Origin of the sequence: Bradyrhizobium ontarionense (assembly GCF_021088345.1) — a bacterium.
In the GTDB taxonomy this organism is placed as follows: Bacteria; Pseudomonadota; Alphaproteobacteria; order Rhizobiales; family Xanthobacteraceae; genus Bradyrhizobium; species Bradyrhizobium ontarionense.
This window is the reverse complement of the sequence record NZ_CP088156.1, coordinates 5,528,685-5,542,499: the sequence shown is the minus strand read 5'-3', so window position 1 is coordinate 5,542,499 and position 13,815 is coordinate 5,528,685. Positions and strand designations below refer to the sequence as shown.

Annotated in this window: 11 protein-coding genes; 8 read left to right on the top strand and 3 right to left on the bottom strand. The window is 67.4% G+C overall.

Annotation, left to right across the window (positions count from 1 at the left end; translation table 11 throughout):
* Position 1: 1 nt before the first annotated feature.
* Positions 2 to 1,150, bottom strand: coding sequence for a 3-dehydroquinate synthase (gene aroB / locus LQG66_RS24520; RefSeq protein WP_231318231.1), 1,149 nt, complete (start codon positions 1,148 to 1,150; stop codon positions 2 to 4).
* Positions 1,147 to 1,812 (bottom strand): shikimate kinase, encoded by a 666-nt coding sequence (locus LQG66_RS24515; RefSeq protein ID WP_231318230.1) that lies wholly within the window; start codon positions 1,810 to 1,812, stop codon positions 1,147 to 1,149. The genes aroB and LQG66_RS24515 overlap by 4 nt, the downstream gene beginning before the upstream one ends.
* A gap of 153 nt (positions 1,813 to 1,965) precedes the next feature.
* Between LQG66_RS24515 and LQG66_RS24510 the strand changes: the two genes are divergently transcribed.
* From LQG66_RS24510 to LQG66_RS24480, 7 genes are all read left to right on the top strand, one after another.
* Entirely contained in the window at positions 1,966 to 2,112 is a 147-nt protein-coding gene (locus LQG66_RS24510; RefSeq protein ID WP_231327918.1) for a histidine kinase, read from the top strand.
* 171 nt (positions 2,113 to 2,283) lie between these two features.
* A complete protein-coding gene (xerD, locus tag LQG66_RS24505; RefSeq protein WP_231318229.1) occupies positions 2,284 to 3,240 on the top strand; it encodes a site-specific tyrosine recombinase XerD in 957 nt (318 codons plus the stop codon).
* Positions 3,241 to 3,459: 219 nt separating this feature from the next.
* Positions 3,460 to 4,422: an acetyl-CoA carboxylase carboxyltransferase subunit alpha gene (locus tag LQG66_RS24500; protein WP_231318228.1), complete on the top strand. Its 963-nt coding sequence runs from the start codon at positions 3,460 to 3,462 to the stop codon at positions 4,420 to 4,422.
* Positions 4,423 to 4,736: 314 nt separating this feature from the next.
* Complete coding sequence (locus LQG66_RS24495; RefSeq protein ID WP_231318227.1) at positions 4,737 to 6,215, top strand: L,D-transpeptidase family protein; 1,479 nt, start codon at positions 4,737 to 4,739, stop codon at positions 6,213 to 6,215.
* 1,019 nt (positions 6,216 to 7,234) lie between these two features.
* The gene (locus tag LQG66_RS24490; protein WP_231318226.1) at positions 7,235 to 7,699 is read left to right on the top strand and encodes an Rrf2 family transcriptional regulator; all 465 of its coding nucleotides are present in this window, start codon (positions 7,235 to 7,237) and stop codon (positions 7,697 to 7,699) included.
* Complete coding sequence (locus LQG66_RS24485; protein WP_231318225.1) at positions 7,689 to 8,396, top strand: class I SAM-dependent methyltransferase; 708 nt, start codon at positions 7,689 to 7,691, stop codon at positions 8,394 to 8,396. The genes LQG66_RS24490 and LQG66_RS24485 overlap by 11 nt, the downstream gene beginning before the upstream one ends.
* Positions 8,397 to 8,624: 228 nt before the next feature.
* The gene (locus LQG66_RS24480; RefSeq protein ID WP_231318224.1) at positions 8,625 to 9,941 is read left to right on the top strand and encodes a hypothetical protein; all 1,317 of its coding nucleotides are present in this window, start codon (positions 8,625 to 8,627) and stop codon (positions 9,939 to 9,941) included.
* A 59-nt stretch (positions 9,942 to 10,000) separates the two neighbouring features.
* Here the strand turns inward: LQG66_RS24480 and LQG66_RS24475 are convergent, their stop codons facing one another.
* Complete coding sequence (locus LQG66_RS24475) at positions 10,001 to 10,885, bottom strand: hypothetical protein (protein WP_231318223.1); 885 nt, start codon at positions 10,883 to 10,885, stop codon at positions 10,001 to 10,003.
* Between the two features lie 278 nt (positions 10,886 to 11,163).
* On the opposite strand from LQG66_RS24475, the gene LQG66_RS24470 reads away from it, so the two are divergent.
* Positions 11,164 to 13,563: a membrane-bound PQQ-dependent dehydrogenase, glucose/quinate/shikimate family gene (locus LQG66_RS24470; protein WP_231318222.1), complete on the top strand. Its 2,400-nt coding sequence runs from the start codon at positions 11,164 to 11,166 to the stop codon at positions 13,561 to 13,563.
* The last annotated feature ends 252 nt before the right edge of the window (positions 13,564 to 13,815 follow it).

Below are 13,815 nucleotides of genomic sequence, written 5' to 3'. Positions count from 1 at the left end.
ATCAGTTGCGGCTTCGCAGCCTGGCCTGCAGGAAGTCACGCACCCGCGCCGGATCGACGTCGTTCGCGATCACGGCGCGGCCGATCGCTTCCATCAGGATGAAGGTGAGCTTGCCGCGCTTGACCTTCTTGTCCTGCGCCATCAAGGCCAAAAGCCGATCAGCGTCGCCGATGCCCTCCTGGGCGAAGCCGGCGATGTCCTGCAGATGGGTCGGCAGACCGACCGCGGCAAGGTGACGCTCGATCCGGATGACGTCGTCGGCACCGAGCATGCCGAGCTCAGCCGAGAACTGCGCCGCCAGCATCATGCCGACCGCAACGCCCTCGCCATGGAACAGCCGGTCGGAGAAGCCGGTCACCGCCTCCAACGCGTGGCCGAAGGTGTGGCCGAGGTTGAGTAGCGCCCGATCGCCGGTCTCGCGCTCGTCGCGGGCGACGACCGCCGCCTTGGCTCGGCAGGAGGTTGCGACCGCATGTTCGCGTGCCGCCCCGCCGTTGACGATGTCGGCGTGGTTGGCTTCCAGCCAGGCGAAGAAGCTGGCATCGCCCAGCAGGCCGTATTTGGCGACCTCGGCATAGCCGGCGCGGAACTGGCGCGGCGACAGTGTATCGAGCACCGCGGTGTCGGCGATCACCAGCACCGGCTGGTGGAAGGCCCCCAACAGGTTCTTGCCCTGCGGCGAGTTGATGCCGGTCTTGCCGCCGACGGAGGAATCGACCTGGGCCAGCAGCGAGGTCGGCACCTGCACGAAATCGACGCCGCGGCGCAGAATGGCCGCAGCAAAGCCGGCGAGGTCGCCAACCACGCCGCCGCCGAGCGCAATGACGAGATCATTGCGTTCGATCCTGGCGGCAATCAGTGCCTCGCTGACCTTCTCCAGGCCCGCATAGGTCTTGGACCCCTCGCCCTCCTCGACCACGATCGTCGAGGACGGAATGCCCGCCTCCGCCAGAATGGCCTCGGTTGGCTTCAGCCAGTGCCTGGCCACGGTCCGGTCGGTTACGATCGCCGTGCGCGCGCCCGGCCGCAGGGCCGCGATCCGCTGGCCGAGCGAGGCCAGCACGCCGCGACCGATGATGATGTCATAGGCGCGCTCACCCAGCGCGACATCGACGATGATCGGATCGGAATGCTTGAGTGGTACCGTCATCGGAGCGCGCCCATCGCCTGCGGGGGATCAGGTTGAACTGGATCGGGTTGCGGCCCGGCCGGCTGCGCTTCGGCCTCCGGGGGCGAGAGGAACGCCTGCAGCGCCTCCATGCAATCCTCGACGACCCGGTCGTGCGGCACGTCGCGCGAGAAGATCGTCAGGTCGGCGAGCTGGTAGACCGGCTCACGCTCATTCAGCAGGCGCGCCACGGTGCCTTCGGGATCGGCCGTCTGCAGCAGCGGACGGTCTGCCCGGCGCCTGACCCGGCGCATGATCACATCGACATCCGCCTTCAACCATACCGAGACCGCCTTCTCGTGGATGCGTCGGCGCGTCTCCTCGCGCATGAAGGCCCCGCCGCCGGTCGCCAGCACCGCTGGGCCATTCTCCAGCAGGCGCGCGATGACCCGGGCCTCGCCATTGCGGAAATAGTCCTCGCCGCGCGATTCGAAGATTTCCGGTATGGTCATGCCGGCCGCGGTCTCGATCTCGGTGTCCGCATCGACGAAGGGCAGCCTGAGCCGCGCCGCGAGCCGGCGCCCCACGGTCGACTTGCCGACTCCCATCATGCCGACCAGCACGATCAGCCGCTTGCCGAGGCCCGCGAGAATCGCGGCCTCCGGAGCGGCAGGGCTGGATGCTGGTTGCGTGGTGTCGGTCATCAATAGGCTTCTAGCCCAGCCCCTGCTGCTTTCAAAGGCATCCTGTTCCGCTCCGACACAACCGGGGCTGCCGGCCTGCCAGACGGACTTGCAAGCCGGTGGCGAACATGTTGGATGAAACTGTTCCCTCCCCTGGTGGCCTGCGCGACCGAGATGCCCAGCCTGTTCCGCTTCCTGACCGTCATCGCCGTCATCGTCGGCGTGGTCTATGGCGCGATCTACGCGCTGGCGAATTTCGTCAATCCGAAGCCGCGCGAGATGACGGTGACGATCCCGCCGGACAAGTTCCACAAGAAATGATCTGCGTCGCTGCGGCGAACTCAAAAGCCACAGGGCATTGATTAAGATTTTTGCGATTGGCTGAGGCAGCCCGGCGCCGCGATATCGGCCAGATTTAGCTCCACCGCTCCAAGCGCCGGCGCGAATTGCTCGTACTGATTCGATCGCCTCGGACGCAGCGGATTTCTCGACATGAAGGTCAAGGCCTCGGACGCCAGGCTGATGGGCCTGTTCCTCGACATGATGGCCGCGGAACAGGGCGCCGGGCGGAATACGCTGGATGCCTATCGCCGCGACCTCACCGATCTCTCGGACTTCCTGAGCCGCAAGGGCGGCAGCGTCGCCACGGCCGACACCCAGGCGCTGCGCGACTATCTCGCCGATCTCGACACCAGGGGCTTCAAATCCTCCAGCGTGGCGCGGCGGCTGTCGGCGATGCGGCACCTGTTCCGGTTCCTGCTCAACGAGCGCATCCGGACCGACGACCCCGCCGCGATCCTGTCGGGTCCGAAGCGCGGCCGGCCGCTGCCCAAGGTGCTGTCGATCGCCGATGTCGACCGCATGCTCACCCGCGCGAAAGAGCTGGCGGAAGTCGCCGACGCCTCGCCATCGCAGCGGCTGCGGGCGCTGCGGCTGTATTGTCTGCTCGAAGTGCTCTACGCGACCGGCCTGCGCGTCTCCGAGCTGGTGGCGCTGCCGCGCACCGCAGCCCGCAACGATGCCCGCATGATCGTGGTGCGCGGCAAGGGCAACAAGGAGCGCCTGGTGCCGCTGAACCAGGCCTCGCGGCAGGCGATGGCGGACTATCTGGCCACGCTCGACACGCTCAAGCCCGAGAAGAAGGCCAGCGCCACGTTCGGCAAATGGCTGTTTCCCTCGTTCGGCGAAAGCGGCCACCTGACCCGCCAGCACTTCGCCCGCGACCTGAAGGAGCTGGCGGTCGCGAGCGGACTGCCAGCCCGGCTGGTCTCGCCGCACGTGCTGCGCCACGCCTTCGCGAGCCACCTGCTGCACAACGGCGCCGACCTGCGCATCGTGCAGACCCTGCTCGGCCATACCGACATCTCGACCACCCAGATCTACACCCATGTGGTCGAGGAGCGGCTGAAGAGCCTCGTGCGCGACCTGCACCCGCTGGCCGAGAAGTAATCCCGCCGCACACCGCGCCGAAACCAAATCCGCCGCCGCGGCGGCCCGGCCGCTTGACTTCCCAGCCGTCTGCCCCGAAAGAGCGCCATCCTGCCCGCATGTCCGGCTCCAGGCCGGGCGGCGGCGCACCGATCGAATCCTAAGCTCCTGAAGGCATTCATCTTCAGGTCCGAAGGCCGCACCGATTTCGTCTTCCAGCGCTTTTCCTTCAGCTACTCCATGCCGGACCCCATGCGCAGCTATCTCGATTTCGAAAAGCCCGTCGCCGAGCTCGATTCCAAGGTCGATGAACTCAGGGCGATGGCCGCCTCCGGCACCGATATCGGCGAGGAGGTCACCCGGATCGAGGAGAAGGCCGGCCAGGCCCTGGCCGAGCTCTACGCCACCCTGACGCCGTGGCAGAAGACCATGGTGGCCCGCCACCCGCAGCGGCCGCACTTCACCGACTTCGTCAGCGCGCTGATCACCGAGTTCACGCCGCTGGCCGGCGACCGCAAGTTCGGCGAGGATGCCGCGCTGCTCGGCGGCTTCGGCCGCTTCCGCGGCGAGCCGATCTGCGTGATGGGCCAGGAGAAGGGCGCCAGCACCGAATCCCGCCTCAAGCACAATTTCGGCATGGCCCGCCCCGAAGGCTACCGCAAGGCGGTCCGGCTGATGGAAATGGCCGAGCGCTTCGGCATTCCCGTGCTGTCGCTGGTCGATTCCGCCGGCGCCTATCCCGGCATCGGCGCCGAGGAGCGCGGCCAGGCCGAGGCGATCGCGCGCTCGACCGATGCGTGCCTGTCCCTCGGTGTGCCCAACGTTGCGATCATCACCGGCGAGGGCATGTCGGGCGGCGCGATCGCGCTGACCACCGCCAACCGCGTCCTGATGCTGGAGCACGCGATCTACAGCGTGATCTCGCCGGAAGCCGCCTCCTCGATTCTCTGGCGCGACGGCACCAAGGCCCAGGAAGCCGCCAACAGCATGAAGATCACGGCGCAGGACATGCTCCGTTTCGGCGTTGTCGACACCATCCTCAAGGAGCCGGTCGGCGGTGCCCACCGCGATCCCGCGGCAATGATCGCGGCCACCGGCGATGCCATCGCCCAGGCCTTCGAGGAGCTGAAAGGCCTCGACGGCGACGCCATCCGCAAGCAGCGCCGGCAGAAGTTCATCGAGATCGGCCGCAAGCTCGGCTGAGCGGCCCCGACGGCCGTTCCGGCCGCCCCCGCCGCTCGCGGTTTTGTGAGTCATTCCAGCGCTTTGCCAACACTATGGCCGCATTTCGGCCCACCCGGCGGGGTCTGTTGTTTAGGAGTTATTGACCACGAGGGCCTGGGCCTGGCGGCGCCATCGTGCCGCGGGTTGCGGCGCTCGGGGCCAAAGGGTACAATTTTAATCAATGGTTTGATGGCATGACGCAGGGTCGACCGGGGACCCGTCCAGCTTCCCGGCCGATCTTGAGGGTGTAGAGTGGGGTACTGCGGCATGCTGGGTTTGCGGGGAGCTTTGCTTTGATCAACCGCGCTTTCGTCCGGGTTCTCCTGACCTCGGCGGCTTTGGCCGCCGGTGCGTTGCTGACCGGTTGCAACAGCGATCAGGTCGCGCTCGCCACCAATGCCAAGGCCAATCAGCCGGTCCCGCCCAAGCTCGTTGCGACCATCGCCGAGAAGGACATGGACACGCAGTCGCCGATCCTGGTGCGCGTGTTCAAGCAGGAGGCCGAGCTCGAGGTCTGGAAGCAGGACCGCTCCGGCAAGTTCGGGCTGCTGAAGACCTACCCGATCTGCCGCTGGTCGGGTGATCTCGGACCCAAGGTCCGTGAGGGCGACCGCCAGGCGCCGGAGGGCTTCTACTCGATCAATCCGAGCCAGATGAACCCGCAATCGGCCTACTATCTCTCCTTCAACACCGGCTACCCCAACGCGTTCGACAAGGCGCTCGGACGCAGCGGCTCGCAGCTCATGGTGCATGGCGACTGCTCCTCGCGCGGCTGCTTCGCGATGACCGACGAGCAGATCGCCGAGATCTACGCGCTCGGGCGTGAGTCGTTCTTCGGCGGCCAGCGCGCCTTCCAGTTCCAGGCCTATCCGTTCCGGATGACGCCGGTGAACATGGCGCGACACCGCAACAATCCGAACATGCCGTTCTGGCGCATGATCAAGGAAGGCTACGACCAGTTCGAGGTCACGCGGCAGGAACCGAAGGTCGACTTCTGCGAGAAGAAATACGTCTTCAACGCCCAGAAGCCGCCCGGCGCGACGCGTGATCCCGTGTTCGACGCCGCCGCCAAGTGCCCGGCCTATGTCGTGCCCGACGAGATCACCTCGGCTGTGCGTGAGAAGCAGCAGGCCGACGAGGCGGAATACGCCAAGCTCGTCGCCAAGGGCACGCCGGTCGCCAAGCTCAACACCGGGATCGACGGCGGCATGAACCCCGTGTTCGCCAACCGCGTCCCCGGCGCCTCGACCGGCCTGTCCGACGCCGGCGAAGCGCCCGGCCTGTCGCTCGCCAATTTCACGCCCGTGCCGGGCACCATCCCGGGTCATGTGAACCCGCCGCGTGCGCCAGGCGCCGACGAGGTCGCTGCTGCGCCCGCCAGCGCGGCTCCGGCTCCGGCGCCGGTGGTGCCGTCGACCCGCGTCGCGGCGGTCAGCGCACCCGAGAAGCCGAGCTTCATGTCGAGCCTCGCCCGCAAGGTCGGGATCGGCGGCAATGCGGCGGCCGACACCACGGCAGCGACGGCGAAGCCCGCCGAGAGCCGGGCCGCGGAGGCCAAGCCTGCTGAGGCCAAGCCTGCGCCGAAGCCGGTCGCTGCCAAGCCGGTGGAGACCAGGCAGGCCGCCGCGCGGCCACCGTACAAGCCGGCGACCAGCGACGCGCCCGCCACCACCGCCTCGGCGCCCGTGCAGACCCAGACCGCGCTGGTCTCCGGCGCCGTCCCGGTGCTGCAGTCGAACTCGTTCGACAGCCGCTTCGCCGGGTTCAAGTAACGAGACGCGCACTGGGCGCACGAGGCGCCCTTGCTCGTTGCCAATCTATCAGGTCGCAAACGCTGCGCTCCGCGCCTTCCAGGCGATAGTAGCTCATGGCTGGGCCCCACCCTCCCCTGGAGGGGGAGGGTCGCCTCACGAGGAGCGCAGCGACGCGTGAGGCGGGGTGGGGTGATGTCTCCACACGCACTATCGCCCGTGACTTCACCCCACCCCGCTCGCCCGCTTTGCGGGCGATCGACCCTCCCCCTCCAGGGGAGGGTGGGCGCCGGACTCGTGGCGCCATCCTGATCAACAAGCTCAAGCTGCATGTGGGCATATGCGTCTGCGTTCTCGCGGCGCCCTTGGCGTCCGAGTGATGCATAGATCTCACCCTCTTAAAGCGAGGGTGCAGGGAAGGCCGGACCTCGACTGAGGCCCGTGGCCCGCCTGCGGAAAAAATGCAGGCGGCAGGAACCACAGGTCAGCCGGACGACCCGGCCCTCCCTGCGCGACGGTTTGAACGGCTGCTTCGCGATCTCCCCGGTGCGCCGGGCTTGTTGGCCACCGTCATCCACGCGACACGCGTGAGCGCATCATCGCAGACTTGACCTCAGCATCGGGAGGCCAGGACCACGCGACTTGACCGTACGGGCCAGTGTTGTTCGTCGGCGCGATCAACTCACGCTGCAAACCGGCCCGCCCATCACATCCCGCACTCCACGCTTCGTGACGATCGCGTAGCGCCCCTCGTCGATGAGGCGGGACAACGCGAGAAGACCATAGATTTCCGAAAAAGCGAAGTTGAATATTTTTGCTGACGGGACTGGACAGCCCAAATCAGCTTGAGGATGCAGGCGAAATCAGTTTTTCCGCGCAGGGCGTTTTCCGTTGGATGAGAGGCTTGGGCGCACCTGTTGCATGCGAGAAGGAAGGACCGGGTCGCCCGACGGGCAGACAAGTGACCATCACCCGCGCGAGCACCCCGCACCTGAAGTCGCCGGTTGACCGCGGGGATATCATGTAATATCGAAAGTTACATGAGGCCCAACAGCCAGCTGTCCGGCATCCTGCACGTCCTGCTCCACATGGCAGAGCATGACGGTCCGGTGACGTCCGAGGCTCTCGCATCGATGATGCAGACCAACCCGGTCGTGATCCGCAGAATCATGGCCGGCCTCCGGGACAGCGGCTATGTGCGCTCCGAGAAAGGCCATGGCGGAGGATGGACGCTCGCCTGCGATCTGAAGACCGTCACCTTGCGCGACATCCATGATTCACTGGGGTGTCCATCATTGTTCGCCATCGGCCATCGCACCGAGAATCCGGACTGCCTCGTCGAGCAGGCCGTCAACGCAGCGCTCGACACCTCCCTGCAGGCTGCAGAGACACTGCTGCTGTCCCGCCTCGGCGCAATCACGCTCGCGGCGCTGAGCGCTGATTTCCACGCCCGCCTCGAACGACGAAAGCGACCTCGCAAAGGAGACGTTTGTCATGACGGCTGAGATTGCTGACGGCGCCCAGCAGTTCATGCGCGCGTTTTCCGATCCCACGTTCGTCGCGCGCTACACGGACGGTCCGCGGCGCTTCGTGCCCGGCCTCGATGGACTGCATCGGATGACGGCGGTCCTGCTCGCCGAGCGGGCGCCCGAACATGCGAGAGTGCTCGTGCTCGGCGCAGGCGGCGGGCTCGAGCTCAACGCATTGGCCGAAGCACACCCGTCCTGGACCTTCGTCGGCGTCGATCCGGCGCCGCAGATGTTGCGACTCGCCGAACGTACGCTCGGCGCGCGGATGAACCGGGTCGAACTGATCGAGGGCACCATCGACGATGCGCCTGCCGGCCCGTTCGACGCGGCGACATGCCTGCTGACGCTGCATTTTCTGGCAGCGCCGGAACGTTTGCGGACAGTGCGCGCCGTGCATGACCGGCTCCGTCCTGGAGCGCCTTTCGTGGTTGCGCATAGCTGCCTGCCCAATGAGCCGGTCGAGAGGTCGCTGTGGCTGGATCGTTACGCCGCCTATGCCGTGGCGTCCGGCACAGATCCGGAGCAGGCCAGGACGATGCGCGCGACCATCGATGCCAGCGTCAACATGCTGAGCCCCGAGGAGGATGAAGCCATCCTGCGCGACGGCGGCTTTCGTAACGCCTGTCCATTCTTCGCCGCGCTGACGTGGCATGGCTGGATCGGTCACGCCTGAGCGGGACGCACGACGTTCGCACAGCTCGCGGCTTCGGTTGCTACGCCACGGGCCAACGCTTCGGCCGCATCGCAGGCATGGGCGCATCACGCCCGCTCATCGTCCGGCAGAACGCGCCGGCCCAGCCGCCTGCAAGCCTGCGTGATGTCGCGCACGGAGCGCGCGGCTGACATCTGCGACAACGGCGCCGTCACCCGAGGCGAGGTGACGCAACCGAGGAGCAGAGCAATGAGCTTTTGGGATGATATCGGAGATGCAGTCAGTTCCGCCGTCGATGACGTGAAGGACGTCGCGAAGGATGTGGCGGGTGCGGTCGGCGGCGCGGCGGGCGCCGTGGTCGACACCGTGGAGCATGTGGCCGGCGATGCGGCGCATGCGGTCGGCAGCGTGGTGCACGGGCTCGGTGAGCTTGGTGGCGAGGCGCTTCACACCGTGGGCGGGATCGTTCACGCCATCGGCGACGGCGCGGCCGCGATCGGCGGCGGCATCGTTCATACGGTCGAGGACGTTGCGTCGACCGCTGTCCATGTTGGCGGCGACCTCTTCCATACCGGGGTCAACGTGGTCGGCCATCTGGCGTCAGGCGTCAGCGACCTCGCGCACGGCAATCTCGACGGCGCCATCAACGACGTGAAGCACATCGGCGGCGACATCGTCGATGGCGGACTCAAGATCGGCGGCGACGTGGCGCATGGCGCGCTCGATGTCGCCGGCGACCTCGCGCACACCGCGGTCGGCCTCGGCGAAGCCGGGCTGGAAGCCGCCGGTGCGGTCGGCCAGGGCGCGCTCGACATGGCCGGCACCGTCGTCGGCACTGCGGCCGATGTCGGCACCGATGCGCTGGATGCCGCGGGCGCCGTGGTCAAGGGTGGCTTCGATGCCGGCGTGGCGGTCGCTGACGGCGCCATCGGCGTCGTCACCGACACCGCCTCCGCAGCCGGGCACCTGATCGGCGGTCCGCTCGGTGAAGCGATCTCCGGCATCGCGCACGGCGCCGACGCGGTCGGCACCGGCATCGTCAACGGCGTCGGCCACGCCGTGGGCGAAGGTGTCGGCGGGCTGATGGAGACCGCCGGCGACATGACCCACACGGTCGGACAACAGCTGGACGCGATCGGCCACGATCTCGGCTCGCTGGTCAACGATCTCGGCCATGGCGATTTCGGCGCCGTGATCAACGACGTGTTCAAGCTGGCGCAGGACGGCCTGCGGGGCGACGGCAGCATCCAGATCGCCAATGCGGGGTCGGACGGCGGCAGCCATGGCGGGTTCTGGGACTCGATCGCGCAGGCGATCCACCAGTCGGGCGAAAACGCCCAGGGCGGCCAGGGCTCCAGCTTCAGCCCACCCGGCCCGCTGCATGGCGAAGGCTCGTCGCACAACCCGATCATCGTCGACAATTTCGGCGACCATGGCCACGCCGGCAACACCGGCATCGTTCCGCCGGCCTTCGAGCACGCCCCGGTCTCGCACGAACCGCCGCACGTCGACTACAGCCACGTCGTTCAGATGGACGACTCGCATCACTTCGCGATGCATGGCTGAGGCCGTCCGTACAACACAACCACCCTGCCGCGCACAGCGCGGCGGGGTGTCGCGTCGGGCTACTGCTGCTGAACGATCGCTGCAGGCGATACCGAGGCCTGCGCCTGGGCGCGCGGCAGATGATCGTTCATCGCCGAGAGCGCGCACAGCGCGAGCGAGCCCCAGACCGCCGCACTGAAATACAGCGACATCCAGGCGATCTCCTCCTTCCAGTGCTCGAACTCGTGGGTCACGGTCCAGCGCGTCGCGACGTCGCGCAAGCCGTCGAGCGGATGCAGCAGCGGCGTGCCGGCGGCATGCTCGAAACGCCAGCGCTTCAGATACATCGGCACGTCGACCACGACCAGGAAGGCGAGATAGCAGGCGATGCCGACGAGGCCCGCGATGAGGAGCCAGCGCACCAGTCCGTCGAACTCCGGCAGCAGCCGGCCGAGCCCGATGCCGACGAACAGGAAGGCCACTGCCCACAACGAATTCTCGATCGCGTTGTACAGGAAATTCCTGGTCAGCACCGCATACCAGGAGCAGATCTCGGCGACGACGATCAGCGGCAGGATGATGCGCGCGGCGTTGACGGCCGTGCCGGCATCGGCGATCGCGCCGAGCTGGCCCAGGATGATGGCCCATTGCGCGGCGAAGCAGACCTCGGCGATGGTCGCGACCGTGCGCCCGAGGAACACGCTCGACAGCCAGCTGTCGACCAGGCAGATGCGCTGCACGTCGGCGCGCGGCAGCACCGAGCGGAAGGCACAGCCGAATACGTAGGCCGCCGACAGCATCAGCATGGAGCTCGTATCGGAAGCCGGGCCCGGCGTACCGCTGCTGCCGCCATTCAGCTGGTGATAGAGAATGAACCAGAACACGATGTTGGCAAGGCTGACGAGCGTCAGCATGGCCCACCACAGGGTCACCGGGTTCGCCAAGGCTTGTTGCTGCGCGCGCATCGGGCACTCCAACTTTCACGTGACTGACATTCGACCGTATTAATTCCGTCACGAAACAGCAACCCGTTGCGGTGCGGAGGGGCACAAAACGCCGTGTGCCGGGCGAAGGCCCCGGGCGGGGGAAAGCCGCGCAGCAACGGAACACCGCAAACGGTCGTTCCGCGCGGCGCCTGCCGAGGGATGCGGCCCGCCGCGAGGAACTTCCGCCCCGTGCGACCGTTCATGACGCAATGCGGGCGCGAGCCGCGTCCTTCGTCGTCACAAGCCGGGAGCCTCGCATGGCCGCTGCCCACCATCTGCAGCGCGCGCCGCTGCTGATCTTCACGGTCATCATCGTCGGCCTCATGGGTCTGGCGCTGCTTACCGGCGGCGGGTGGCTCGCCGCGATCGGGGGCTCGCTCTATTACGTCATCGCGGGCGCGGCGCTGCTCATGACGGCGTGGCTGCTGTGGCAGCGGCGCGCCGCGGCGCTGTGGCTCTATGCGGCGCTGCTGCTGGGCACGATGATCTGGGCGGTCTTCGAGGTCGGACTGGATTTCTGGTCGCTGGCACCGCGTGGCGACGTGCTGGCGCCGCTCGGCGTCTGGCTGCTGCTGCCCTTCATCACGACGCATCTGGCGGGCGACATGCGCTCGGCGCGCTGGGGCCTGGTGGCGGTGCTCGCGGTCGCCATCGTCGTGCTCGGCGCCTCGCTGCGTGGCGATCGCTTCGGCACCGCCGGCAGTCTGCTGCAGGCTGCGGACGCCACCGCGGGCACCGACACGGCGCCGGCGGAGGCGCAAACCGACTGGACCGCCTACGGCGCCAGCAATTTCGGCACGCGGTTTTCGAGCCTCAAGCAGATCACCACGGACAATGTGAAGACCCTGACGCTGGCCTGGGAATTCCAGACCGGCGACCGCAAGGGTCCTGACGATCCCGACGAGTTCACCAACGAGGTGACGCCGCTCAAGATCGGCGACCTGCTCTACACCTGCTCGCCGCACCAGATCGTGTTCGCGCTCGATGCGGCCACCGGCAAGCTGCGCTGGAAGTTCGATCCTCGAATCGAGCACAACAAGAGCTTCCAGCACATGACCTGCCGCGGCGTCGCCTATCACGCGACCAGGCCGGGTGCGGTCGACATGACCGGCGCGGCGGCGCCGGACGAATGCGCCAAGCGCATCTTCCTGCCGACCAATGACGGCCGGCTGTTCGCGCTCGACGCCGACAGCGGCAGACCGTGCGAGCGCTTTGGCGATCACGGCCAGATCGACCTCAAGGCCGGCAACGAGATCACCACGCTCGGCTTCTACGAGGGCACCTCGCCGCCTGTGGTCACCGACAAGGTCGTGATCATGGCCGGCGCCGTGATCGACAACTACTCCAACAAGGTGCCTTCTGGCGCCATCCGCGGCTTCGACGTCTATACGGGCAAATTGCTGTGGGCGTTCGATCCGGGCAATCCGGATCCCAACGAGATGCCATCGGCGACACATCATTTCGCGGCGGGCTCGCCGAACGGCTGGAGCGTCGGCGCCGCCGACGAGGTGCTCGGCCTCGTCTACATCCCGCTCGGCTCGAGCTCGCCGGACATCTGGGGCGGCAACCGCACGGCAGGGGAGGAGCGCTACGATTCCGCGCTGGTGGCGCTCGACATCGCCACGGGCAGACTGCGCTGGTCGTTCCAGAACGTGCATCACGATCTCTGGGACATGGACATGCCGTCGCAGCCGAGCCTGGTCGACATGCCGGGCAAGGATGGCGTGGTGCCGGCGATCTACGTGCCGGCCAAGACCGGCAACATCTTCGTGCTCGACCGCCGCGATGGGCACTTGCTGGTCCCAGCCCCGGAGAAGCCGGTGCCGCAGGGTGCTGCGCCCGGCGACCGGCTGTCGCCGACGCAGCCGTTCTCCGATCTGAGCTTCCGTCCGCGCAAGGAGCTCACGGGCGCGCAGATGTGGGGCGCGACGATGTTCGATCAGCTCGCCTGCCGCATCATGTTCAAGCGGCTGCGCTATGAGGGGCCGTTCACGCCGCCGTCCGAGCAGGGTACCTTGGTCTTTCCCGGCGATTTCGGCATGTTCGAATGGGGCGGCATCGCCATCGATCCCGTGCGCAAGATCGCGATCGCCAATCCGCAATCGATCCCGTTCGTGTCGCGGCTGGTGCCGCGCGGCAAGGACAATCCGGCAGAGCCGAACGCGGAACATCCGCCCGGCACCGAGCTTGGCGTGCAGCCGATGTACGGCACGCCCTACGGCGTCTCGCTCGGCATCTTCCTGTCGCCGCTCGGCATCCCCTGCATGGCGCCGCCCTGGGGCAGCATGGCCGCGATCGACCTCAAGACCAACACGATCATCTGGCAGCACCGCGTCGGCACCATCCGCGACCAGGCGCCGCTGCCGTTGCCGTTCAAGCTCGGCGTGCCGATGCTCGGCGGCCCGATGGTCACCGCCGGCGGCGTCGCCTTCCTCACCGGCACGATGGACGACTACATCCGCGCCTTCGACGTCAATGACGGCCGGCTGCTGTGGCAGGACCGGCTGCCGGCCGGCGGCCAGTCGACGCCGATGACCTATGAGGCCGGCGGCAAGCAGTACGTCGTGACGGTCGATGGCGGCCACGGCTCGTTCGGCACCAAGCTCGGCGACTACGTCCGCGCCTATGCGCTGCCGGGCAACGTCGCGAGCCGGTAGGTCGGTAGCGCTTGTTCCGATACGCGCCGCAATCGCGCATCGCCGTTAGGACTTTCCTCACGATGTTTTCGATTCCGTGAACGCATCCGCCGGCCCCCGCAGACGCATTAATCAGGAGATCGCCCGACCTCGTGCATGACGAGGCTGGGCGCAGCCTCCGCGCGGATGGACGTTTCGGTAACCGCGACGACAGCGGCGATAAACCGGCGGGCACCGCGGCGCGTAGCTCGGCCGAACGATGGGGCCCCTTTT

Bases quoted from the DNA above. Each gene is read 5' to 3' on its own strand.
- aroB (WP_231318231.1), bottom strand. From the start codon at position 1,150: ATGACGGTACCACTCAAGCATTCCGATCCGATCATCGTCGATGTCGCG.
- LQG66_RS24515 (WP_231318230.1), bottom strand. From the start codon at position 1,812: ATGACCGACACCACGCAACCAGCATCCAGCCCTGCCGCTCCGGAGGCC.
- LQG66_RS24510 (WP_231327918.1), top strand. From the start codon at position 1,966: ATGCCCAGCCTGTTCCGCTTCCTGACCGTCATCGCCGTCATCGTCGGC.
- xerD (WP_231318229.1), top strand. From the start codon at position 2,284: ATGAAGGTCAAGGCCTCGGACGCCAGGCTGATGGGCCTGTTCCTCGAC.
- LQG66_RS24500 (WP_231318228.1), top strand. From the start codon at position 3,460: ATGCCGGACCCCATGCGCAGCTATCTCGATTTCGAAAAGCCCGTCGCC.
- LQG66_RS24490 (WP_231318226.1), top strand. From the start codon at position 7,235: ATGAGGCCCAACAGCCAGCTGTCCGGCATCCTGCACGTCCTGCTCCAC.
- LQG66_RS24485 (WP_231318225.1), top strand. From the start codon at position 7,689: ATGACGGCTGAGATTGCTGACGGCGCCCAGCAGTTCATGCGCGCGTTT.
- LQG66_RS24480 (WP_231318224.1), top strand. From the start codon at position 8,625: ATGAGCTTTTGGGATGATATCGGAGATGCAGTCAGTTCCGCCGTCGAT.
- LQG66_RS24475 (WP_231318223.1), bottom strand. From the start codon at position 10,885: ATGCGCGCGCAGCAACAAGCCTTGGCGAACCCGGTGACCCTGTGGTGG.
- LQG66_RS24470 (WP_231318222.1), top strand. From the start codon at position 11,164: ATGGCCGCTGCCCACCATCTGCAGCGCGCGCCGCTGCTGATCTTCACG.